At 60.2% G+C, this 21,807-nt stretch carries 16 protein-coding genes and 2 tRNA genes; 14 read left to right on the forward strand and 4 right to left on the reverse strand.

All coding sequences use genetic code 11. The annotated features are described in order from the left end of the window. Positions 1–8 precede the first annotated feature (8 nt). The 6 genes from hflX to KSS91_RS03160 all read left to right on the forward strand — a co-directional run bounded on the left by hflX (position 9) and on the right by KSS91_RS03160 (position 8,369). Complete coding sequence (gene hflX / locus KSS91_RS03135; RefSeq protein WP_007973259.1) at positions 9–1,310, forward strand: ribosome rescue GTPase HflX; 1,302 nt, start codon at positions 9–11, stop codon at positions 1,308–1,310. Positions 1,311–1,406: 96 nt separating this feature from the next. After that, on the forward strand, positions 1,407–2,582 hold the full coding sequence (gene hflK, locus KSS91_RS03140) for an FtsH protease activity modulator HflK (RefSeq protein ID WP_007973262.1): 1,176 nt from the start codon (positions 1,407–1,409) through the stop codon (positions 2,580–2,582). Continuing rightward, positions 2,582–3,451, forward strand: coding sequence for a protease modulator HflC (gene hflC, locus KSS91_RS03145; RefSeq protein ID WP_102673159.1), 870 nt, complete (start codon positions 2,582–2,584; stop codon positions 3,449–3,451). The genes hflK and hflC overlap by 1 nt, the downstream gene beginning before the upstream one ends. Before the next feature lie 313 nt (positions 3,452–3,764). Then, positions 3,765–4,952: an ATP phosphoribosyltransferase regulatory subunit gene (locus tag KSS91_RS03150; protein WP_007973265.1), complete on the forward strand. Its 1,188-nt coding sequence runs from the start codon at positions 3,765–3,767 to the stop codon at positions 4,950–4,952. A 54-nt stretch (positions 4,953–5,006) separates the two neighbouring features. Further along, the gene (locus KSS91_RS03155; RefSeq protein ID WP_007973267.1) at positions 5,007–6,296 is read left to right on the forward strand and encodes an adenylosuccinate synthase; all 1,290 of its coding nucleotides are present in this window, start codon (positions 5,007–5,009) and stop codon (positions 6,294–6,296) included. 138 nt (positions 6,297–6,434) lie between these two features. Next, entirely contained in the window at positions 6,435–8,369 is a 1,935-nt protein-coding gene (locus KSS91_RS03160) for a methyl-accepting chemotaxis protein (RefSeq protein WP_217837031.1), read from the forward strand. Between the two features lie 120 nt (positions 8,370–8,489). Here the strand turns inward: KSS91_RS03160 and KSS91_RS03165 are convergent, their stop codons facing one another. The 4 genes from KSS91_RS03165 to KSS91_RS03180 all read right to left on the reverse strand — a co-directional run bounded on the left by KSS91_RS03165 (position 8,490) and on the right by KSS91_RS03180 (position 11,707). Further along, positions 8,490–10,046, reverse strand: a complete 1,557-nt coding sequence (locus KSS91_RS03165; protein ID WP_217837032.1) for an ABC transporter permease — start codon at positions 10,044–10,046, stop codon at positions 8,490–8,492. Continuing rightward, entirely contained in the window at positions 10,046–11,056 is a 1,011-nt protein-coding gene (locus KSS91_RS03170; protein ID WP_217837033.1) for an extracellular solute-binding protein, read from the reverse strand. The genes KSS91_RS03165 and KSS91_RS03170 overlap by 1 nt, the downstream gene beginning before the upstream one ends. A 309-nt stretch (positions 11,057–11,365) precedes the next feature. Then, positions 11,366–11,452, reverse strand: a tRNA-Leu gene (locus KSS91_RS03175). A 168-nt stretch (positions 11,453–11,620) separates the two neighbouring features. Next, positions 11,621–11,707, reverse strand: a tRNA-Leu gene (locus KSS91_RS03180). A gap of 224 nt (positions 11,708–11,931) precedes the next feature. On the opposite strand from KSS91_RS03180, the gene rnr reads away from it, so the two are divergent. The 8 genes from rnr to KSS91_RS03220 all read left to right on the forward strand — a co-directional run bounded on the left by rnr (position 11,932) and on the right by KSS91_RS03220 (position 21,757). Then, on the forward strand, positions 11,932–14,559 hold the full coding sequence (gene rnr, locus KSS91_RS03185) for a ribonuclease R (RefSeq protein ID WP_217837034.1): 2,628 nt from the start codon (positions 11,932–11,934) through the stop codon (positions 14,557–14,559). After that, a complete protein-coding gene (rlmB, locus tag KSS91_RS03190) occupies positions 14,556–15,323 on the forward strand; it encodes a 23S rRNA (guanosine(2251)-2'-O)-methyltransferase RlmB (RefSeq protein ID WP_007973273.1) in 768 nt (255 codons plus the stop codon). Before rnr ends, rlmB begins: the two co-directional genes overlap by 4 nt. Before the next feature lie 306 nt (positions 15,324–15,629). Then, complete coding sequence (gene rpsF / locus KSS91_RS03195) at positions 15,630–16,052, forward strand: 30S ribosomal protein S6 (RefSeq protein ID WP_007973274.1); 423 nt, start codon at positions 15,630–15,632, stop codon at positions 16,050–16,052. Positions 16,053–16,080: 28 nt separating this feature from the next. Beyond that, complete coding sequence (gene rpsR, locus KSS91_RS03200) at positions 16,081–16,311, forward strand: 30S ribosomal protein S18 (RefSeq protein WP_002551829.1); 231 nt, start codon at positions 16,081–16,083, stop codon at positions 16,309–16,311. Positions 16,312–16,347: 36 nt separating this feature from the next. Further along, positions 16,348–17,241: a YybS family protein gene (locus tag KSS91_RS03205; RefSeq protein ID WP_015093234.1), complete on the forward strand. Its 894-nt coding sequence runs from the start codon at positions 16,348–16,350 to the stop codon at positions 17,239–17,241. A gap of 19 nt (positions 17,242–17,260) precedes the next feature. Further along, on the forward strand, positions 17,261–17,707 hold the full coding sequence (gene rplI, locus KSS91_RS03210) for a 50S ribosomal protein L9 (RefSeq protein ID WP_007973276.1): 447 nt from the start codon (positions 17,261–17,263) through the stop codon (positions 17,705–17,707). A gap of 134 nt (positions 17,708–17,841) precedes the next feature. Beyond that, positions 17,842–19,239 carry a replicative DNA helicase gene (dnaB, locus tag KSS91_RS03215; RefSeq protein ID WP_007973277.1) on the forward strand — a complete coding sequence of 466 codons (1,398 nt, stop codon included), beginning with the start codon at positions 17,842–17,844 and terminating at the stop codon, positions 19,237–19,239. A 214-nt stretch (positions 19,240–19,453) separates the two neighbouring features. Beyond that, positions 19,454–21,757 (forward strand): YgiQ family radical SAM protein, encoded by a 2,304-nt coding sequence (locus tag KSS91_RS03220; protein ID WP_217837035.1) that lies wholly within the window; start codon positions 19,454–19,456, stop codon positions 21,755–21,757. Positions 21,758–21,807 lie beyond the last annotated feature (50 nt).

Consider the following 21,807-nt stretch of genomic DNA (forward strand, 5'->3'; position numbering starts at 1 on the left):
AGTCTCCTTTGTTCTTTGAGCGCCACGGTGGTGGTGAGCGAGTGATCCTCGTTCACTTGGATGGACAGGACCCTGAGGCGCGCGAAGATCCGCAGGAGTTTCAGGAATTGGCTAATTCGGCCGGCGCCGAGACCGTTGCGTTTTTTAACGTGCCGCGTCATCGGCCAACCGCCAAATTTCTGATTGGCAGCGGCAAGGTCGAGGAGCTACGCGATCTGGTCCATGCCGAAGAAGCAGACCTGGTAATCTTCAATCACGTCCTCACACCCAGTCAGGAACGTAACCTCGAACGTGTCTTCGAGTGTCGCGTGATCGACCGCACCGGTCTGATTCTCGATATTTTCGCCCAACGCGCCCGCACCCATGAAGGCAAGCTCCAGGTAGAACTGGCCCAGCTTGACCACATGAGCACCCGGCTGGTTCGTGGCTGGACCCACCTTGAGCGCCAGGGTGGCGGTATCGGCATGCGTGGCCCGGGTGAAACCCAACTGGAAACCGACCGCCGTTTGCTCCGGGTTCGCCTGCGGCAGATCAAGGGCCGGCTGGAAAAAGTGCGCAGTCAGCGCGAACAGTCGCGACGCGGCCGTTCCCGTGCGGATATACCTACCGTGTCCCTGGTGGGCTATACCAACGCCGGTAAATCCACGCTCTTCAATAACGTGACGAAATCCGACGTGTACGCGGCTGACCAGTTGTTTGCCACGCTGGACCCGACCTTGCGCCGTCTGGAACTGGACGACCTGGGGCCGATTGTCCTGGCCGACACTGTGGGTTTCATTCGCCACTTGCCCCACAAGCTGGTCGAGGCATTTCGGTCTACGCTCGAAGAGTCGAGCAACTCCGACCTGTTGCTGCACGTGATCGATGCGGCCGAACCGGATCGCATGTTGCAGATCGAGCAGGTGATGGTGGTGCTGGGCGAGATTGGTGCCCAGGACTTGCCGATCCTCGAGGTCTATAACAAACTCGATTTGCTTGAAGGCGTTGAGCCACAAATCCAGCGCGACGAAAACGGCAGGCCCCAACGGGTCTGGCTCTCGGCACGTGATGGCACAGGTCTGGAATTGCTTGAGCAAGCCATTGCCGAGTTGTTGGGCAGTGATTTGTTTGTCGGTACCTTGCGCTTGCCTCAGCGCTTTGCGCGCCTGCGTGCACAGTTTTTCGAGTTGGGCGCGGTACAGAAAGAAGAATACGACGAAGAAGGAGTCAGCTTGCTGGCCGTTCGATTGCCGCGCTCGGAGCTCAATCGGCTGGTCAGCCGTGAAGGCGTTGTGCCGACGGAGTTTATCGAGCAACACACTTTGCAATAAAAGCCTGAGAAAGCGGTTGTGCCGTGGTGACAGGCATTCTGTAGCATTGGTCGGCGCGCCGTGGGTGCGTCTTTGCTTTATCAGATGGAGAGCGCTATGGCTTGGAATGAGCCGGGTGGCAACTCGAATAATCAGGATCCTTGGGGTGGCAAGCGTCGTAACAACGGCGACCGCAAGGGGCCACCGGATCTCGACGAGGCCTTCCGAAAGCTGCAGGAAAGCCTGAACGGTTTGTTCGGTGGTGGTAAGAAACGTGGTGGTGACGACGGCGGTGGTCCGGGCAAGAGTGGCGGCTTTGGCGGCCTGCTCGGCATCGGCCTGGTCGTGTTGGCCGCCGTTTGGCTGTACAGCGCGGTTTATGTCGTCGACGAGCAGGAGCAAGCCGTGGTGCTGCGCTTCGGCAAGTACTACGAAACCGTGGGGCCGGGCCTGAATATCTATTTCCCGCCGATCGACAAGAAGTACATGGAAAACGTCACGCGAGAGCGTGCCTACACCAAGCAGGGCCAGATGCTGACCGAAGACGAGAACATCGTCGAAGTGCCGCTGACCGTGCAGTACAAGATCAGCAACCTGCAGGATTTCGTGCTGAGCGTCGATCAGCCGGAAATCAGCCTGCAGCACGCGACCGACAGCGCCTTGCGCCATGTGGTGGGTTCCACCGCAATGGACCAGGTACTGACCGAAGGTCGTGAGTTGATGGCCAGCGAGATCAAGGAGCGTCTGCAACGCTTCATGGACACCTATCGCACCGGTATCACCGTTACCCAGGTCAACGTTCAGAGCGCAGCGGCACCGCGCGAAGTCCAGGAAGCCTTCGATGACGTGATCCGTGCCCGGGAAGACGAGCAGCGTTCGCGCAACCAGGCCGAAACCTATGCCAACGGCGTCGTGCCGGAAGCCCGTGGTCAGGCCCAGCGCATTCTTGAGGATGCCAATGGTTACCGTGACGAGACCGTCTCGCGCGCCAAGGGTGAGGCCGATCGCTTCACCAAGCTGGTTGCCGAGTACCGCAAGGCGCCTGAAGTCACCCGCCAGCGTCTGTACCTGGACACCATGCAGGAAGTCTTCAGCAACACCAGCAAGGTTCTCGTGACCGGCAACAAGAACGGCCAGAGCAACCTGTTGTACTTGCCGCTGGACAAGATGGTCGAAAGTGGTCGCAACACCGGCACTCCGGTGACCAGTGCGGCAGCCACCAGCAATGAAGCGAATGCGCGTGCGGCAGCTGATCTGCAGCAACAGCAAGCACGTACCAGGGAGAGTCGCTGATGAGCAATAAATCGCTGATCGCCCTTATTGTCGGCGTCGTCTTGGCGATCGCTGCCTGGAACTGCTTCTACATCGTGGCTCAGACCGAGCGTGCGGTGTTGCTGCAGTTCGGTCGCGTGGTCCAGACCGATGTTCAGCCAGGCCTGCATGTGAAAGTGCCTTACGTTAACCAGGTGCGTAAATTCGACGCACGCCTGATGACGCTGGATGCACCGACACAACGCTTCCTGACGCTGGAAAAGAAAGCCGTGATGGTCGATGCCTACGCCAAATGGCGCGTGAAGGACGCAGAGCGTTACTACACCGCGACTTCCGGCCTCAAGCAGATCGCCGACGAACGCCTGTCCCGTCGTCTGGAATCGGGCCTGCGTGACCAGTTCGGTAAGCGCACCTTGCACGAAGTGGTCTCCGGTGAGCGCGATGCGTTGATGGCGGACATTACTGCTTCGCTGAACAAGATGGCTGAAAAAGAACTGGGCATCGAAGTGGTCGATGTCCGGGTCAAGACCATCGACCTGCCGAAAGAAGTAAACCGCAGCGTGTTCGAACGTATGAGCACCGAGCGTGAGCGTGAAGCTCGCGAGCACCGCGCCAAGGGTAACGAACTGGCCGAAGGCATCCGTGCCGACGCCGATCGTCAACGCCGCGTGCTGCTGGCTGAAGCCTATCGTGAATCCGAAGAGGTTCGCGGTGACGGCGATGCCCAGGCCGCTGCGATCTACTCCAAGGCCTACGGCCAGGATCAGGAGTTCTACGCGTTCTACCGCAGCCTGCGTGCCTACCGTGAAAGCTTCGCGAACAAATCCGACGTCATGGTCCTCGACCCAAGCAGCGACTTCTTCCACTACCTGGAAAAAGCCAAGCCTTGATACGGCGTTGACCTGATTTATCCCCCCGCCGGGCGGCTAAAACCTCTGGCGGGGTGATCCTTTGGGAAAACGTGTGTATGATGCGGCAGCCGGGAAATTCCCGGCTTTTTTGCGTCTGCATGTTTGATTGCTGTTTTAAAGCAGATGCCGGGCCGATTGGCTCGACAGTTTTTCGAGGAAAGTGGTTGGCGAAGCCGGTAGAAGGGCTTTTCGCTCCGTCGCTCATGCGCGTGGTTTGTGCGCAAGCCGATCATTTTCTGCTTCACTCAAGGCTCGCCGACAGGCTGGTCGCCCGGAGATAGGGGAAGGCGTAATGGCAACGGTAGACCGCTGGCTTCTGCCAGATGGCATCGAAGAAGTACTGCCACCGGAAGCTGCGCGTATTGAAGTCGCGCGTCGTCAGGTGTTGGATCTGTTCCAGAGCTGGGGTTACGAGTTTGTCGTGACTCCCCATATCGAGTACCTGGAATCCCTGCTGACCGGCGCGGGCCAGGACCTGGATCTGCGCACCTTCAAGGTCATCGACCCGCAATCGGGCCGCCAGATGGGTTTCCGTGCCGACATCACGCCGCAAGTGGCGCGCATCGATGCGCATACCCTGCGTCGTGAAGGCCCAAGCCGCCTGTGCTATGCCGGCAGCGTGCTGCATGCTCAGCCGCGTGCCTTGTCGTCCTCGCGCAGCCCGATTCAACTGGGTGCCGAGTTGTACGGCGACGGCAGTCCGAGCAGCGACGTCGAAGTCATCAGCCTGATGCTGGCCATGCTGCAACTGGCCGATGTGCCGGATGTGCACATGGACCTCGGTCATGTCGGCATCTATCGCGGCCTGGCCCGCGCCGCCGGTTTATCCGGTGAAGTCGAGCAGCAGTTGTTCGATGCCTTGCAACGCAAGGCCATCGATGAGGTCATTACCTTGACCGAAGGCTTGCCTGCCGATCTGTCGGGCATGCTGCGGGCGTTGGTCGACCTGTGTGGCGGCCGTGAAGTGCTGGCTGCGGCCCGTGAGCGTCTGGCCAAGGCGCCTGCCCCGGTTCTGGCGGCGCTGGACGACTTGCTGGCAATTGCCGAGCGGTTGTCCGTGCGTTTCCCTGAACTGCCGCTGTATTTCGACCTGGGCGAGCTGCGTGGCTACCACTACCACACCGGTGTGGTGTTCGCCGTGTTCGTGCCGGGTGTTGGCCAGTCCATTGCCCAGGGCGGTCGTTACGACGACATCGGCGCCGACTTCGGTCGTGCCCGTCCGGCGACCGGTTTTTCCACCGATTTGAAAACCCTGGTGACCCTGGGGCGTGCTGAGATCGAGCTACCGTCTGGCGGTATCTGGATGCCTGACAGTACGGATGCGGCACTCTGGCAGCAGGTTTGCCAGTTGCGCAGTGAGGGTCAGCGTGTCGTTCAGGCCTTGCCTGGACAACCTTTGGCCGCCGCCCGTGAAGCGGACTGCGACCGGCAATTGATTCAGCAGAACGGGCTTTGGCAAGTATCGCCACTGGCTTCTTGAGTTTTCCCGCCGGCTGCCGCCGGCACCAAGTTTGCGCGAATGAGGACAAGTGTTATGGGTAAGAATGTCGTAGTCCTGGGCACCCAGTGGGGTGATGAGGGCAAAGGCAAGATCGTTGATCTGCTGACCGAACATGCTGCCGCCGTAGTGCGCTACCAGGGTGGCCACAACGCGGGTCACACTCTGGTGATCGATGGCGAAAAAACCGTCTTGCACCTGATCCCGTCGGGCGTGCTGCGCGAAGGCGTACAGTGCCTGATCGGCAACGGCGTGGTGGTAGCACCTGACGCCCTGCTGCGCGAGATCACCAAGCTGGAAGAAAAAGGTGTGCCGGTGCGCGAGCGCCTGCGTATCAGCCCGTCCTGCCCGCTGATCCTGTCCTTCCACGTTGCGCTGGACCAGGCCCGTGAAAAGGCCCGTGGCGAGCTGAAGATCGGTACCACCGGTCGCGGCATCGGCCCGGCCTACGAAGACAAGGTTGCACGTCGTGGCCTGCGTGTGGGCGACCTGCTCAACATGCCGCGCTTTGAAGACAAGCTGCGTGAACTGGTGGACTACCACAACTTCATGCTGGTGGGTTACTACAAGGAGCCGGCCATCGACTTCGACAAGACCCTGGCCGAGTGTAAGGAATACGCTGAGCTGCTCAAGCCGCTGATGCTGGACGTGACTGCCGAACTGCACGACCTGCGTCGCGCTGGCAAAGACATCATGTTCGAGGGCGCCCAAGGCTCCCTGCTGGACATCGACCACGGTACCTACCCGTACGTGACCAGCTCCAACACCACCGCTGGCGGCGTTGCTACCGGTTCGGGTGTTGGCCCCATGTTCCTGGACTACATCCTGGGCATCACCAAGGCTTACACCACGCGTGTAGGTTCGGGTCCATTCCCGACGGAGCTGTTCGACGAAGTCGGTGCGCACCTGGCCAAACAAGGTCACGAGTTCGGCGCGACTACCGGCCGTGCTCGTCGTTGTGGCTGGTTCGACGCTGTTATCCTGCGTCGCGCTATCGATGTGAACAGCATCTCGGGCATCTGCCTGACCAAGCTGGACGTGCTCGACGGTCTGGAAACCATCAACATCTGCGTCGGCTACAAAGACGCAGAAGGCAAGGCCGTTGCCCCGACTGATGCTGACAGCTACGTGGGCCTGCAGCCTGTGTACGAAGAAGTGCCGGGCTGGACCGAGTCGACCGTGGGTGCCAAAACCCTGGAAGAGCTCCCAGCTAACGCCCGTGCTTACATCAAGCGCGTTGAAGAGCTGATCGGTGCGCCGATCGACATTATTTCGACGGGCCCGGACCGCAACGAAACCATCGTTCTGCGTCATCCGTTTGCTTGATAAGTCGTTGATGTAAAACACAAAGGCTCCTTAATCGGGGCCTTTGTCGTATTTGTCTGCAGGACGGCATGACCTTTGCTGTAAATATCCTCAAAAGAATGCCATCAAATTAATGGCGTCCAAGTAGAGGGATTCACAGTGTCGGCCGTTCTCTCACTGTTACAAAGCCGTTTGTTGCGGCCCGTGTTCGTTACCCTGGGTATCGCCCTTTTGGTGCAGGTGCTGGTGGCTGTTGCTCTGACCCGGAGCACGGTGACCGCGCTCGAAGCCGATCTGGGCACGCGCCTGGGTGCGGACAGTCAAAAACTTTCCGCCGAGCTCGAGCAGGCCGGGCGTGAAGTCACGTCCAGTCTGGACAGCCTTTCTACCAGTACGCGTCAGCGCCTCACGGCCGGTTTGTCCTCGCGTCTTGAGGAAGAGCAGGCGCAATTGCGTTCGACCCTGGAAAAGGACCTGAAGGACTCCGCCAACGATATGGCGCAGCTTCTGGCTTCGGTCGCGCCCCGCGCCATGTGGGACAACGACATTCCGACACTGTCCGAATTCGCCCGCCGGGCCCAGCGCAATCCCAATGTGCTGTTCGTGGTGTATGACGACGCTACCGGTCAGCACCTGACGCGCTACCTCAACCGGGAAAACCCGATCAACAAGGCGCTGCTGGAAAAAGGCCAGGGCGAGCGGGCGCTCGACAAGGTGCTGGATGCAGCGAAGAATGATCCTTCGGTCTTCTACATCGAGGCTTCGATCAACCCCAATGGCGTGGAAATCGGCAAGGTCCTGATGGGGGTCTCGACGGCTTCCGTGGAGACGGACCTTGCGGCCCTCGACAAGCGCTTCTCGGCCTTGATCGCCAGCAGCGACCAACTGGTCGGCGACAGCCTCAAAGGCGCGGCTGCCGACAGCGCAACGGCGATGCGCGCGCGTCTGCAGTCCGCGCAGTCCACAGCGGCTGAAATGAAAGCCAACACCACCAGCACCGTACAGGAAGCCGCTGCAACATTGCGTTGGCGCATCGGCGTGTGTCTGGCGGTGGTGGGTTTTGGTGTCCTGATGTTGCTGGCGGTGGTGCTCGGTCGTCGAGTGGTCAATCGCCTGAAAATGCTGATCGTTGCCATGGATGACCTGGCAGCAGGCGAAGGCGATCTGACCAAGCGTGTGCAGATCAACAGCAAGGACGAAATCGGCGACATGGCCTCGGCGGTCAATCGCTTTGTGGATAAGTTGCAGCCGATCGTGCGCGAGGCGGGCGATGTGGCTCAGCGTACCGGCGTCGAGATTGGTGCCATGACCCTGCGCAACGCGGGTGCGGACGCAGCGGCTGGCATGCAGCGCGACGAAGTGGCGGAGAGTTTGCGTGCCCTGTCGCAAATGGCGGATGAGGCGCAGTCGGAAAGCCACGCCATGCAGGCGGCGCTGAAACAGGTGGTGGAGATTCGTCAGGCCACCGATGAAAACACCCGGACCTCGGCGAAAGTCGGCAGCCTGATCGAGGAGCTGGCGGGGCAGGTCAATACCGGCGCCCAGGTGATCGAGCGCCTGGCGCAGCAAAGCGAGCAGATTGAAGTGGTGTTGACGGTGATTCACGGCATCGCCGAGCAGACCAACCTGCTGGCGCTGAATGCGGCTATTGAAGCGGCGCGCGCCGGCGAGACCGGGCGCGGATTTGCGGTGGTTGCAGATGAGGTGCGGGCGCTGGCGAGCAAGACGCAGAGCTCCACTGGCGATATCCAGGCGCACATCGTGGCGTTGCAGCAGGGCGCGCGCGAGGCGGTCGCGGCAATCGGTCAGGCCGGACGCCAGGCCAACGAAGGTTTGGTGGTGCTGCGTGACAGTGCGCGATTGCAGCAGTCGGTGCAGGCGTCGGTTGAGCAGGTGCATGCGGCGATCGGTCTGGCGACCCAGGCCGCGGCGCATCAGGCGCAAGGAGCGCAAGCGGTGCGAGGGCGGGTCCAGACCATTCATGCCCAGGCCGAGAAAGCCGCGCAAGCTGTGGTGGAGACCACGGCCAGCGGCAAGGTGCTGGATGGCCTGGCGGCGCAGTTGAAGGCGAGCCTGGGGCAGTTCAGGGCTTGATTGGTTGTTGGTGCCGGCCCCTTCGCGAGCAAGCCCGCTCCCACAGTGGTCCTCTGTCGAACACAAATATGATGTTCACAAAGGGCCAATGTGGGAGCGGGCTTGCTCGCGAATACGGTTTTAGCGGCTCAGATACATCCGGGTCGTCAGCAAATAGACCGGCAACCCCGACACTAATATCAATAACGCCGCATAAGGCGCCGCAGCGGCAAATTCCACATTCGCGGTATGCGCCCAGACTTCCGTCGCCAGTGTATTCAGCCCCGTCGGACTCAACAGCAAGGTCGCCGTCAGTTCCTTCATCGCATCCAGGAATACCAAGGCAAAAGCCGCGCCCAGTGCCGGGAAAATGATCGGCAGTGTCACTCGGCAGAAAGCGCTGAAAGACGAGGCGCCCAGTGTACGTGCCGCTTCTTCAAGCTGCGGTGCCGCCTTGTTCAGGGCGGTGCGGATCGGCGCCTGGGCCAGCGGCAGAAACAGCAGGGCGTACGCGATCAGCAGCAATGCCGAAGTCTGGTACAGCATCGGCACGTAGTGCAGGGCGAAATACACCAGGGTCAGGGCAATGACCAGTCCCGGCAGGGCGTGCAGCAGATACGGCAAACGCTCGGCCCAGATCGCCAATTGGCCCTTGTAGCGCACGACCAGCAGGCCGACCGGCACCGCCAGCATCAGGCACACCGCAGCGCCACCCAGCGACAGCGCGAGGGATGACAGCAATGCTTCGCCAATGGCAGCCATTGGAAAGGCCGCCGATGATCCGACTGCCAGCCAGTAAGCCAGCATGCCCAACGGAATCCCGCTGCCGATGATTGCCAGCAGCAGGCAATAAAGCTGTCCCGCCACTGCCCAAGGCCCCAGTTGAACCTGCTCCGCCTGCCGCGCCGCACCCTGGCCGGTGCGCACGTGTCGCCCCTTGCCGCGCACGCGCAGCTCCAGCCACAACAACGCCAGGCACAGCATCAGCAGTACGGCGGAGAGCATCGCCGCATTGGCATTGCTGAATTCCAGCTCGAACTGCTGATAGATCGCGGTGGTGAAGGTTTGCAGGCCGATGATCGACAGCGCGCCGAATTCCACCAGCATGTGCAGGGCAATCAGCAAGGAACCGGCGAGCAGCGACGGCCAGAGCAGGGGCAGGGTGACCTTGAAGAACACGCCCCAGCGGTTCTGTCCCAAGGTGCGCGCCGATTCTTCCAGTGAAGGGTCGAGATTGCGCAGGGTCGCCGCCACCGGCAGGAAAATCAGCGGGTATTTAGAGAGCGTCATCACCAGAATCGCCCCGCCGAGTCCCTCGAAATGAGCGCTCAATGAAACCCAGGTGAAGCTGCTGACAAACGCCGGTACGGCGAAGGGCAGGCACAGGATCACACCCCACAGGCGTCGCCCCGGCAGACTGCTGCGCTCCAGCAACCACGCCAGCGACAGGCCGATCACGCCGCAGGCCAGCGTCACGCCGACCATCAACGCCAGAGTGTTGCGCAGCAGTCCGAACACATAGGGGCGCCACAGCAAATGCAGCGCCTCGGCCCAGCCTGCTTGCCAGGCCTTGAGCCCGACATAGGCCAACGGCAGCAGGCTGAGCACCACCAGTAGCAAAACCGGCAGGACCAGCCAGATTGACGGCCGCTTGCGTCGTGGCATGTACCCGCCATGTGCGGAAAGCGATGCGCTCATCAGTTCAGGCCAACGTCACGTTCCAGGTCCAGGGCTTCTTCGGCATTGCCCAGGTCGGCTGGCGTGACTTTCGGTGCTTGCAGCTCGCTGAATGGCTTGAGTCCGCGATCAGACTCCATGCCTTTGTGCAGCGGGTATTCGGCGGTGGTCTGGGTGATCACGCGCTGGCCTTCCTCGCTGGCCATGTAGGCGAGCAATTGCTGTGCTTCTGTTGGGTGTTTGCTGGATTTCAGCACTGCTGCGCTGGACACGGTGATCAGCCCGCCAACGTCGCCGCCGGTGAAGTAGTGCAGTTTCGAATCGAGCTGGCCCTTTTCACGCTGCAAGGCGAACCAGTAGTAGTTGTTGACCAGCACGGTGGCCACTTCGCCATTTTCCACGGCTTTGAGCGCGACCATATTGTTGCTGTAGGTCTTGCCGAATGCGCGCAGCCCGGTCAGCCATTCTTCGGCAGCGTCCATGCCGTGCACTTTGATGATGGCGACGGCTTGTTCCTGGAAGGCGCCGCTGGTGGGCACGAAGCCGACCTTGCCTTGCCATTTTGGATCGGAGAATTCCATCACCGAGGTCGGCAGGTCTTTTTCATCAATCAGCTTGGGGTTGTAGGCGACGACGCGCACCCGGGCAGTCACGCCAATCCAGGTGCCATTGCTGGCGACGTATTCCTTGGGCAGAACGGCCAGCGTGGCGTCATCCGCCCTGGCCAGCAGGCCTTGTTCGCCAAGTTTGTTCAGTGGCGGCGATTCTTCGGTGTAGATCACGTCGGCAGGGGAGCGATCGCCTTCTTCGACGACCTGGCTGGCGAGCTGGTTGCTGCTGCCTTTGCGTACATTGACGTGGATCCCGGTCTTGGCTTCGAAGGCTTTGGCGACCGCGTCGCCGACTTCTTTGTGTTGGCCGTTGTAGAGCGTCAGGGAAACCGGGTCGGCGGCTTGGGTGAGGGGAGTGGCGAGAGCCAGGCCGAGCAGGGTAATGGTCAAGCCGCGGCGCAGGGTATTTCGAAACATCATTCGCAGGGTTCCTCACTGTCGCATTGCAAAAACTTGTAACAATGATAAACGATATTGCTTCTCAAATGCGCCTTGCGGGTTGGATTTGCTTTTGGTACGGGCTGCCGATGACCCTGTAGGAGCGAGCCTGCTCGCGATGGTCTCCAACGATAACGCGGGGTGCCTGCATGCAAATGTTGTCTGGGCGTGCATCGCGAGCAGGCTCGCTCCTACAAAAGGGCGGTAGAGAACATTTCTGGATGCCAGAAACGCAAAAACCCGCTTTCGCGGGTTTTTGTGAAATTCAAGGCCGTAACCTTGAACTTGAATTGGTGCCCAGAAGAAGACTCGAACTTCCACGACCGTAAGGTCACCAGCACCTGAAGCTGGCGTGTCTACCAATTTCACCATCTGGGCATTCATCTTCAGCGTTGCCGCTGTTGATGTGGCGCACTATACGGAGAGCGTTTTGATCTGTAAACCCCTGATTTTAAAAATTAATAAACCAGGGGCCTAGAATGCAAAAACCCGCTTTCGCGGGTTTTTGTGTGAGCCTTGAAATTGATCTAATCTCAAGCTCGAAATTGGTGCCCAGAAGAAGACTCGAACTTCCACGACCTTGCGGTCACCAGCACCTGAAGCTGGCGTGTCTACCAATTTCACCATCTGGGCAGTATCGGCAACGTCTCCGTCGTCGATGGCGCGCACTATACGGAGCGTCTTTTTAACTGTAAACCCCCGGAATCAAAAAAACTTGGAAAATTTCGCCAGCGGTCTTCAAAACAGCTTTGCGGTGTCGATACAGGGCTTTAGATGGGTCGTCTTAGCCTGAAATTTCCCGTTTCATTACGCCTATGCCAAACTAACCCGCATATAGACAAGGTGAAAACTCTCTAATGGCCGATTGGCAGTCCCTCGATCCCGAGGCCGCTCGTGAAGCGGAAAAATATGAAAACCCTATTCCTAGCCGCGAACTGATCCTTCAGCACCTTGCTGATAGGGGTTCGCCTGCTAACCGCGAGCAACTGGTCGAAGAGTTTGGTCTGACCACAGAAGACCAGATCGAAGCCCTGCGCCGCCGCCTGCGCGCCATGGAGCGCGATGCTCAACTCATCTATACCCGTCGCGGTACTTATGCGCCGGTGGACAAGCTTGACCTGATCCTGGGCCGCATCAGCGGTCACCGCGATGGTTTCGGCTTCCTGGTGCCGGACGACGGCAGTGACGATCTGTTCATGAGCCCGGCGCAGATGCGTCTGGTGTTCGACGGTGACCGTGCCCTGGCGCGTGTTTCCGGTCTGGATCGTCGTGGTCGCCGAGAGGGCATGATCGTCGAGGTGGTGTCCCGCGCTCACGAGACCATCGTCGGTCGCTACTTCGAAGAGGGCGGTATCGGTTTCGTCGTTGCGGATAACCCGAAGATCCAGCAGGAAGTGCTGGTGACGCCGGGCCGTAATGCCAACGCGCAGATCGGTCAGTTCGTCGAAGTGAAGATCACTCACTGGCCGACGCCACGCTTCCAGCCGCAAGGCGACGTGGTTGAAGTCGTGGGCAACTACATGGCGCCGGGCATGGAAATCGACGTCGCCCTGCGTACCTATGACATTCCTCACGTCTGGCCTGACGCCGTGCTCAAGGAAGCCGCCAAGCTCAAGCCGGAAGTCGAAGAGAAAGACAAAGAGAAGCGCATCGACCTGCGCCATCTGCCGTTCGTCACCATCGACGGCGAAGATGCCCGCGACTTCGACGATGCGGTCTATTGCGAAGCCCGTCCGGGCAAGCTGCGTCTGTTCTCCGGCGGCTGGAAGCTGTACGTGGCGATTGCCGACGTATCCAGCTACGTGAAGCTCGGTTCGGCGCTGGATGCCGAAGCGCAGGTTCGCGGCAACTCGGTGTACTTCCCCGAGCGCGTGATTCCGATGCTGCCTGAGCAGCTGTCCAACGGTTTGTGCTCGCTGAACCCGCAAGTCGATCGTCTGGCCATGGTTTGCGAGATGACCATCTCCAAGTCCGGCGAAATGACCGACTACTGCTTCTACGAAGCGGTGATCCACTCCCATGCGCGCCTGACCTACAACAAAGTCAGCGCCATGCTGGAAACGCCGAAAGCCACCGAGGCGCGCAAGCTTCGCGGCGAATACACCGACGTCGTACCGCACCTCAAGCAGCTGTACTCGCTGTACAAGGTATTGCTGGCGGCCCGTCACGTTCGTGGCGCGATCGATTTCGAGACCCAGGAAACCCGGATCATCTTCGGTTCCGAGCGCAAGATTGCCGAAATCCGTCCGACCGTACGCAACGACGCACACAAGCTGATCGAGGAATGCATGCTGGCGGCCAACGTGGCCACTGCCGAATTCCTGAAAAAGCACGAAATTCCTGCGCTGTACCGCGTTCACGATGGTCCGCCGCCGGAGCGTCTGGAAAAACTGCGCGCCTTCCTCGGTGAACTTGGTTTGTCCCTGCACAAAGGCAAGGACGGTCCGTCGCCGAAGGATTACCAGGCATTGCTGGCCGGTATCAAGGATCGTCCGGATTTCCACCTGATCCAGACCGTCATGCTGCGTTCGTTGAGCCAGGCGGTGTACAGCGCTGATAACCAGGGCCACTTCGGCCTGAATTACGAAGCCTATACCCACTTCACCTCGCCGATCCGCCGCTATCCGGACTTGCTCACGCATCGCGCAATCCGCAGCGTGATCCATTCGAAGCAGAACACCCCGCACGTTCGCCGTGCCGGTGCGATGACCATTCCAAAGGCACGCATCTATCCGTACGACGAAGCGGCCCTGGAGCAACTCGGCGAGCAGTGCTCGATGAGTGAGCGCCGTGCCGACGAAGCGACCCGCGATGTCGTGAACTGGCTCAAGTGCGAGTTCATGAAAGATCGCGTGGGCGAGTCGTTCCCGGGTGTGATCACGGCCGTGACCGGTTTTGGTCTGTTCGTCGAGCTGACCGACATCTACGTCGAAGGCCTGGTGCACGTCACTGCGCTGCCGGGCGATTACTACCACTTCGATCCTGTGCACCACCGCCTGGCCGGTGAGCGCACCGGTCGCAGCTTCCGCCTGGGCGACACCGTGGAAGTGCGGGTCATGCGCGTCGACCTCGACGAGCGCAAGATCGACTTCGAGATGGCTGAAAAAACCATCAGTGCACCGATCGGCCGTAAAAAACGCGGTACCGAAAGTGCAGCGCCTGCAGCGAAAGTTGAAGCAGAACCTACCCCGGCGAAAACCGGCCGTCGTCCTGCCAAGGAAAAGGCTGTCGAGGCCTATCGCCCGAGCGATGCAGCGGCGAAAAACGCCGAAGTGCGCAAAAGTCGTGAAATGAAACAGGCGTTGCTGGCCGGTGCGAAAAGCGGCGGTAAAGCGGCGTCTGGGGGAAAGACCAGCCGGTCGGCGCCTGACAAGGCCGTCGGCGGCAAGCCAGCCAAACCGAGCAAACATCGTAAAGGCCCGCCAAAAGCGGGCTCGGCTCCAGCCAAGAGTGGCGGGGCGCGTAAACCTAAGGCCAAGCCATGAGTCAGTTGGAAAAGATCTACGGCGTCCATGCTGTAGAAGCGTTGTTGCGTCACCACCCGAAACGCGTCAAGCAGATCTGGCTGGCCGAAGGCCGCAATGATCCTCGGGTCCAGACGCTGATTGAGCTGGCCAACGAAAACCGGGTCCAGGTCGGCCAGGCCGAGCGCCGCGAAATGGACGCCTGGGTTGAAGGCGTGCACCAGGGCGTGGTCGCGGACGTGAGTCCGAGCCAGGTCTGGGGCGAGGCAATGCTTGATGAGCTGCTCGATCGCACCGACGGCGCACCGTTGTTGCTGGTGCTTGACGGTGTGACCGATCCGCACAACCTCGGCGCCTGCCTGCGCTCCGCCGATGCGGCGGGCGCGCTGGCAGTGATCGTACCGAAGGACAAGTCGGCCACGCTGACTCCGGTTGTACGAAAAATCGCTTGCGGCGCGGCGGAAGTGATTCCGCTGGTTGCCGTGACCAACCTGGCGCGTACCCTGGAAAAGCTCCAGCAGCGCGGCTTGTGGGTTGTCGGTACGGCCGGCGAGGCTGAGGTCAGTCTGTATGACCAGGATCTCACCGGCCCGACCATCCTCATCATGGGCGCCGAAGGCAAGGGCATGCGTCGTCTGACCCGTGAGCATTGCGATTATCTGGTGAACCTGCCGATGGCCGGTAGCGTCAGCAGTCTCAACGTTTCCGTGGCCACCGGCGTTTGCCTGTTCGAAGCGCAGCGCCAGCGCAGTGTCAAAGCCAAGGCCGCCGCCAAGAAATCCTGATCCGGTTGCAGTCCCTGTGGGAGCGGGCTTGCTCGCGAAAGCGGAGTAACATTCAGCAAAGATGTTGAATGTCGTACCGCATTCGCGAGCAAGCCCGCTCCCACAGTGTTTTGCGGTGTGGCATGAATTTGGTGGCTGTTCAAATAATCACCAATTACCTTGCGCCTCCCTCGCCCCTTCTCTACAATTGCGCCCCTTGCTGTGACGGCAGGCACGCATGTGCCTTACCCACGCAAGTCCATAAGTGTCATTCACTCCTTGTCTGACCGCTTTTGAGCGGCAGGCTACAACCCGTAAGGAGCATTCATGCGTCATTACGAAATCATCTTTTTGGTCCACCCGGATCAAAGCGAGCAAGTCGGCGGCATGGTTGAGCGTTACACCAAGCTGATCGAAGAAGACGGCGGCAAAATCCACCGTCTGGAAGATTGGGGCCGTCGTCAACTGGCCTACGCAATCAACAATGTTCACAAGGCTCACTACGTGATGCTGAACGTTGAGTGCACTGGCAAGGCCCTGGCCGAGCTGGAAGACAACTTCCGCTACAACGATGCAGTGATCCGTAACCTGGTCATCCGTCGCGACGAAGCCGTTACCGGCCAGTCCGAGATGCTCAAGGCTGAAGAAAACCGCAGTGAGCGCCGTGAGCGTCGCGACCGTCCTGAGCACGAAGGCGTTGAAAGCGCTGACAGTGATGACAGCGACAACAGCGATAACGCTGACGAGTAATCCACGGACCTTTTAAGGAGCCTATCAAATGGCACGTTTCTTCCGTCGTCGTAAATTCTGCCGCTTCACCGCTGAAGACGTGAAAGAGATCGATTACAAAGATCTCAACACTCTGAAAGCCTACGTATCCGAGACCGGCAAAATTGTTCCAAGCCGCATCACCGGTACCAAAGCTCGTTATCAGCGTCAGCTGGCCACCGCTATCAAGCGCGCCCGCTTCCTGGCCCTGCTGGCCTACACCGACAGCCACGGCCGCTGAGACCGGGCAGTCGACACGTAGCAAAGGATTGAATGCATGCGGGCCATAGCTGAGTTCATCATGCGCGGCCGTATGCAGGCCACTCTGGTAGTGGCTGGATGCGCGGCGATGCCGTTGTTGTATTGGTTGGGTGCTGCCGCCGGATGCCTTGTGCTCCTGCGGCGCGGATTGAGGGACGCCCTGGGCGTTCTTGCTCTGGGACTGCTGCCGGCATTGGCCTGGTGGCTTTACTCCGACGACCCACGGGCACTTCTGGTGCTGCTGGGGTCTGCGAGCCTTGCGTTGGTTTTGCGCGCAAGCGAGTCCTGGAACCGCGTGCTGCTGGTCAGCATAGCGATGGGAGTGGTGTTTTCAGTGGTGTTGGGGACAGCTTTTGCTCCCCAGATCGAGATGCTGGCGCAGGCATTGATCAAAGTCATGCCGTCGCTACTCGGTGATGTCTACCAGAAGTTGTCGGTAGACGAACAAGCGCGTTTCGCGTCCCTGATTGCACCGGTCCTGACCGGCCTGATTGCGGCTTTGTTGCAAATCGTCAGCTTGCTGAGCCTGCTTGTCGGGCGCTACTGGCAGGCGTTGTTGTACAACCCGGGCGGTTTTGGTCGCGAGTTTCGCGCCATCCGCATCCCGCTGTTGCCGGCGATGTTGCTGCTGGCGTGCATGCTTCTGGGGCCGAACATCGGTCCGCAGTTGGCCATGTTGACGCCGTTGTGCAGCGTACCGCTGGTGTTCGCCGGGCTGGCCCTGATTCACGGGCTGGTGGCGCAGAAGCGACTGGCCAGGTTTTGGCTGGTGGGGTTGTACGTGACGCTGTTGCTGTTCATGCAACTGATCTATCCGTTGCTGGTGGTCCTGGCCATCGTCGACAGCCTGATTGATTTTCGCGGTCGTTCGGCACCGAAAGATGCCGATAACGCGAACGGTGAAGGTTAAAAGTTAAGAGGATTTTCACATGCAACTGATCCTTCTGGAAAAAGTCACCAACCTGGGCAACCTGGGTGACAAAGTGAACGTTAAGGCTGGTTACGGTCGTAACTACCTGCTGCCTTACGGCAAAGCTACCGCTGCGACCCCAGCCAACCTGGCTGCGTTCGAAGAGCGTCGCGCTGAGCTGGAAAAAGCTGCAGCAGATCGCAAAGCATCGGCTGAAAGCCGCGCTGCCCAACTGGCCGAGCTGGAAGTGACCATCACTGCCACCGCTGGCGACGAAGGCAAGCTGTTCGGTTCGATCGGTACTCACGACATCGCTGACGCACTGACCGCCTCCGGCGTTGAAGTGCAGAAGAGCGAAGTTCGTCTGCCGAACGGCACCATCCGCAACGTAGGCGAATTCGACGTAGCCGTGCACCTGCACGCCGAAGTTGAAGCCACCGTACGCGTTGTCGTGGTAGCAGCTTAAGCAGCACTTGTCGGCTGGCACCCTCGGGTGCTTGCCGGTAACATCGGGCACGATCCTGTTTACAGGTCGTGCCCTTTGTCTTTCTGGCATCCCAGTTTTTACATTCCTGCTTTCCAAAAAAAAACCAAGTGGCCATGAACGAAATCTTAGCTCCCGAGCAATACGACCTGCAAACCGCCGCGCTGAAGGTGCCGCCGCATTCCATCGAGGCCGAACAGGCCGTGCTCGGTGGTCTGATGCTGGACAACAACGCCTGGGAGCGTGTGCTCGATCAAGTCTCCGACGGCGATTTCTATCGACATGACCACCGCCTGATTTTCCGTGCGATCGCCAAACTGGCCGATCAGAACTCGCCGATCGACGTTGTGACCCTTGCCGAGCAATTGGACAAGGAAGGTCAGACTTCGCAAGTCGGTGGCCTCGGATACCTCGGCGAGCTGGCGAAAAACACGCCGTCCGTCGCCAACATCAAGGCCTATGCGCAGATCGTTCGCCAGCGCGCGACCCTGCGTCAATTGATCGGCATCAGCACCGAAATCGCCGACAGCGCCTTCAACCCTGAAGGGCGCACGGCAGAAGAAATCCTCGATGAAGCTGAACGGCAGATCTTCCAGATCGCCGAGGCCCGGCCAAAAACCGGCGGCCCGGTGGGTGTGAACGAGTTGCTGACCAAGGCCATCGACCGCATCGACACCCTGTTCAACACCGACAACGCCATCACCGGCCTGTCCACTGGCTACACCGACCTCGACGAGAAAACCAGCGGCCTGCAACCGGCCGACCTGATCATTGTCGCCGGCCGTCCGTCCATGGGTAAAACCACCTTTGCGATGAACCTGGTGGAAAACGCCGTGCTGCGCAGCGAGAAGGCTGTCCTGGTGTACTCCCTCGAGATGCCTGGCGAATCGCTGATCATGCGTATGCTGTCTTCCCTCGGCCGCATCGACCAGACCAAGGTGCGTTCCGGTCAGTTGGAAGACGACGACTGGCCGCGCCTGACCTCGGCGGTCAACCTGCTCAACGACCGCAAGCTGTTCATCGACGATACCGCGGGCATCAGCCCGTCGGAAATGCGCGCCCGGACCCGCCGTCTGGTGCGCGAGCACGGCGATGTCGGCCTGATCATGATCGACTACCTGCAGCTGATGCAGATCCCGGGTTCCAGCGGTGACAACCGGACCAACGAGATTTCCGAGATCTCCCGATCCCTGAAAGCCCTGGCCAAGGAATTCAACTGCCCGGTGGTGGCGCTCTCGCAGCTCAACCGTTCCCTGGAACAGCGGCCGAACAAGCGCCCGGTGAACTCCGACTTGCGGGAATCCGGAGCGATCGAGCAGGACGCCGACGTGATCATGTTCGTGTATCGCGACGAGGTGTATCACCCGGAAACCGAGCACAAGGGCATTGCCGAGATCATCATCGGCAAGCAGCGGAACGGGCCGATCGGCTTTATCCGCCTGGCCTTTATCGGTAAGTACACTCGCTTCGAAAACCTGGCGCCGGGTAGCTATAACTTCGACGACGACGAATAAATTTTCGTTGTCTGAGCGGGCCTCATCGCGGGCAAGCCCGCTCCCACAGGATTTGCGCCGGATGCTGATGTTGTGTTCGACAAGGATCCTGTGGGAGATGGCTTGCCAGCGATGGGGTCGCCGCAATTTCCGACCACAGTCGTCGGAATTGGTCAAAATTTGTGCTATATTCCGCGCCCGCGAAATTCAATGAAAGCCAACACCGGTTATCGACATGCAAGCAGCCAAGCCGTTATTTGACTATCCCAAGTACTGGGCCGAATGTTTCGGGCCAGCGCCGTTCCTGCCCATGAGCAGGGAGGAGATGGATCAGCTCGGCTGGGATTCCTGCGACATCATCATCGTCACCGGTGATGCCTACGTCGATCACCCGTCGTTCGGCATGGCGATCATCGGCCGGCTGCTGGAGTCCCAGGGCTTCCGCGTCGGGATCATTGCCCAGCCGAACTGGCAGTCCAAAGACGACTTCATGAAGCTCGGCGAGCCGAACCTGTTCTTCGGTGTCGCGGCCGGCAACATGGACTCGATGATCAACCGCTACACCGCGGACAAGAAAATCCGCTCCGACGATGCCTACACCCCGGGTGGCCTGGCCGGCAAGCGTCCGGACCGCGCCAGCCTGGTTTACAGCCAGCGCTGCAAGGAGGCCTACAAGCACGTGCCAATCGTGCTCGGCGGCATCGAAGCGTCGCTGCGCCGCATCGCGCATTACGACTACTGGCAAGACCGCGTGCGCAACTCGATCCTGATCGACGCCAGCGCCGACATCCTGCTCTATGGCAACGCCGAGCGCGCGATCGTCGAGGTCGCCCAGCGTCTGTCCTACGGTCACAAGATCGAAGACATTACCGACGTGCGCGGGACCGCGTTCATCCGTCGTGATACGCCGCAAGGCTGGTACGAAGTCGACTCCACGCGCATCGACCGTCCGGGCAAGATCGACAAGATCATCAACCCGTACGTGAACACCCAGGACACCCAGGCCTGCGCCATCGAGCAGGAGAAGGGGCCGGTCGAGGATCCGCAGGAAGCCAAGGTCGTGCAGATCCTGGCCAGCCCGCGCATGACCCGCGACAAGACCGTGATCCGTCTGCCGTCGGTGGAAAAGGTCCGCAACGACGCGGTGCTCTACGCCCATGCCAACCGTGTGTTGCACCTGGAAACCAACCCGGGCAACGCCCGCGCGCTGGTGCAGAAGCATGGCGAAGTCGATGTCTGGTTCAACCCACCACCGATTCCCATGACCACCGAAGAAATGGACTACGTGTTCGGCATGCCTTATCAGCGCATTCCGCACCCGGCGTACGGCAAGGAAAAGATCCCGGCCTACGAGATGATCCGTTTCTCGGTAAACATCATGCGTGGCTGCTTCGGCGGCTGCACCTTCTGCTCGATCACCGAGCACGAAGGGCGGATCATCCAGAACCGTTCTCACGAGTCGATCATTCGCGAAATCGAAGAAATTCGCGACAAGGTTCCTGGCTTTACCGGCGTGATCTCCGACCTCGGTGGCCCGACCGCGAACATGTACCGCATCGCCTGCAAGAGCCCGGAAATCGAATCCGCGTGCCGCAAGCCATCCTGCGTGTTCCCGGGTATCTGCCCGAACCTGAACACCGACCACTCGGCGCTGATCAAGCTGTATCGCAGTGCCCGTGAATTGCCGGGTGTGAAGAAGATCCTGATCGCTTCCGGCCTGCGTTATGACCTCGCGGTCGAGTCGCCGGAATACGTTAAAGAGCTGGTGACCCACCACGTCGGTGGTTACCTGAAGATCGCCCCGGAACACACCGAGGAAGGTCCGCTCAACCAGATGATGAAACCGGGCATCGGCAGCTATGACAAGTTCAAGCGCATGTTCGAGAAGTACTCCAAGGAAGCGGGCAAGGAGCAGTACCTGATTCCGTACTTCATCGCTGCCCACCCGGGCACCACCGATGAAGACATGATGAACCTGGCCCTGTGGCTCAAGGGCAACGGTTTCCGTGCCGACCAGGTGCAGGCGTTCTACCCGTCGCCGATGGCCACCGCCACCGCGATGTACCACTCGGGCAAGAACCCGCTGCGCAAGGTCACCTACAAGAGTGACGCGGTGACCATCGTCAAGAGCGAGGAGCAGCGTCGTCTGCACAAGGCGTTCTTGCGTTATCACGACCCGAAAGGCTGGCCGATGCTGCGTGAGGCACTGACCCGCATGGGCCGCGCCGACCTGATCGGGCCGGGCAAGAATCAGTTGATTCCTTTGCACCAGCCGTCGACCGACAGCTACCAGAGCGCCCGTCGCAAGAACTCGACGCCGGCCGGTAGCCATAAGGTGGCCAAGGAAAAGACCACCAAGATCCTTACCCAGCACACCGGCCTGCCACCGCGTGCCAGCGATGGCGGCAACCCGTGGGACAAGCGCGAACAGGCCAAGGCGGCGGCTTTTGCCCGCAACCAGCAGGCGGCCAAGGAGCGCAAGGACGCGGCCAAGGGCAAGGGGCCGAAGCCGGCTCGCAAGCCCGTCGTACCGCGCTAAGCCTCGACTGCGCTGAACAGAACGCCAACCTTCGGGTTGGCGTTTTGCAT

Origin of the sequence: Pseudomonas azerbaijanorientalis, assembly GCF_019139795.1 — a bacterium.
GTDB lineage: Bacteria > Pseudomonadota > Gammaproteobacteria > Pseudomonadales > Pseudomonadaceae > Aquipseudomonas > Aquipseudomonas laurylsulfatiphila.

Excerpts from the sequence above, each read along its gene's own strand:
- rpsF (WP_007973274.1), top strand. The coding sequence starts at position 15,630 with ATGCGTCATTACGAAATCATCTTTTTGGTCCACCCGGATCAAAGCGAG.
- rlmB (WP_007973273.1), top strand. The coding sequence starts at position 14,556 with ATGAGTCAGTTGGAAAAGATCTACGGCGTCCATGCTGTAGAAGCGTTG.
- KSS91_RS03150 (WP_007973265.1), top strand. The coding sequence starts at position 3,765 with ATGGCAACGGTAGACCGCTGGCTTCTGCCAGATGGCATCGAAGAAGTA.
- dnaB (WP_007973277.1), top strand. The coding sequence starts at position 17,842 with ATGAACGAAATCTTAGCTCCCGAGCAATACGACCTGCAAACCGCCGCG.
- rplI (WP_007973276.1), top strand. The coding sequence starts at position 17,261 with ATGCAACTGATCCTTCTGGAAAAAGTCACCAACCTGGGCAACCTGGGT.
- rnr (WP_217837034.1), top strand. The coding sequence starts at position 11,932 with ATGGCCGATTGGCAGTCCCTCGATCCCGAGGCCGCTCGTGAAGCGGAA.
- hflK (WP_007973262.1), top strand. The coding sequence starts at position 1,407 with ATGGCTTGGAATGAGCCGGGTGGCAACTCGAATAATCAGGATCCTTGG.
- KSS91_RS03170 (WP_217837033.1), bottom strand. The coding sequence starts at position 11,056 with ATGATGTTTCGAAATACCCTGCGCCGCGGCTTGACCATTACCCTGCTC.
- KSS91_RS03205 (WP_015093234.1), top strand. The coding sequence starts at position 16,348 with ATGCGGGCCATAGCTGAGTTCATCATGCGCGGCCGTATGCAGGCCACT.
- KSS91_RS03155 (WP_007973267.1), top strand. The coding sequence starts at position 5,007 with ATGGGTAAGAATGTCGTAGTCCTGGGCACCCAGTGGGGTGATGAGGGC.
- rpsR (WP_002551829.1), top strand. The coding sequence starts at position 16,081 with ATGGCACGTTTCTTCCGTCGTCGTAAATTCTGCCGCTTCACCGCTGAA.
- KSS91_RS03220 (WP_217837035.1), top strand. The coding sequence starts at position 19,454 with ATGCAAGCAGCCAAGCCGTTATTTGACTATCCCAAGTACTGGGCCGAA.
- hflC (WP_102673159.1), top strand. The coding sequence starts at position 2,582 with ATGAGCAATAAATCGCTGATCGCCCTTATTGTCGGCGTCGTCTTGGCG.
- KSS91_RS03165 (WP_217837032.1), bottom strand. The coding sequence starts at position 10,046 with ATGAGCGCATCGCTTTCCGCACATGGCGGGTACATGCCACGACGCAAG.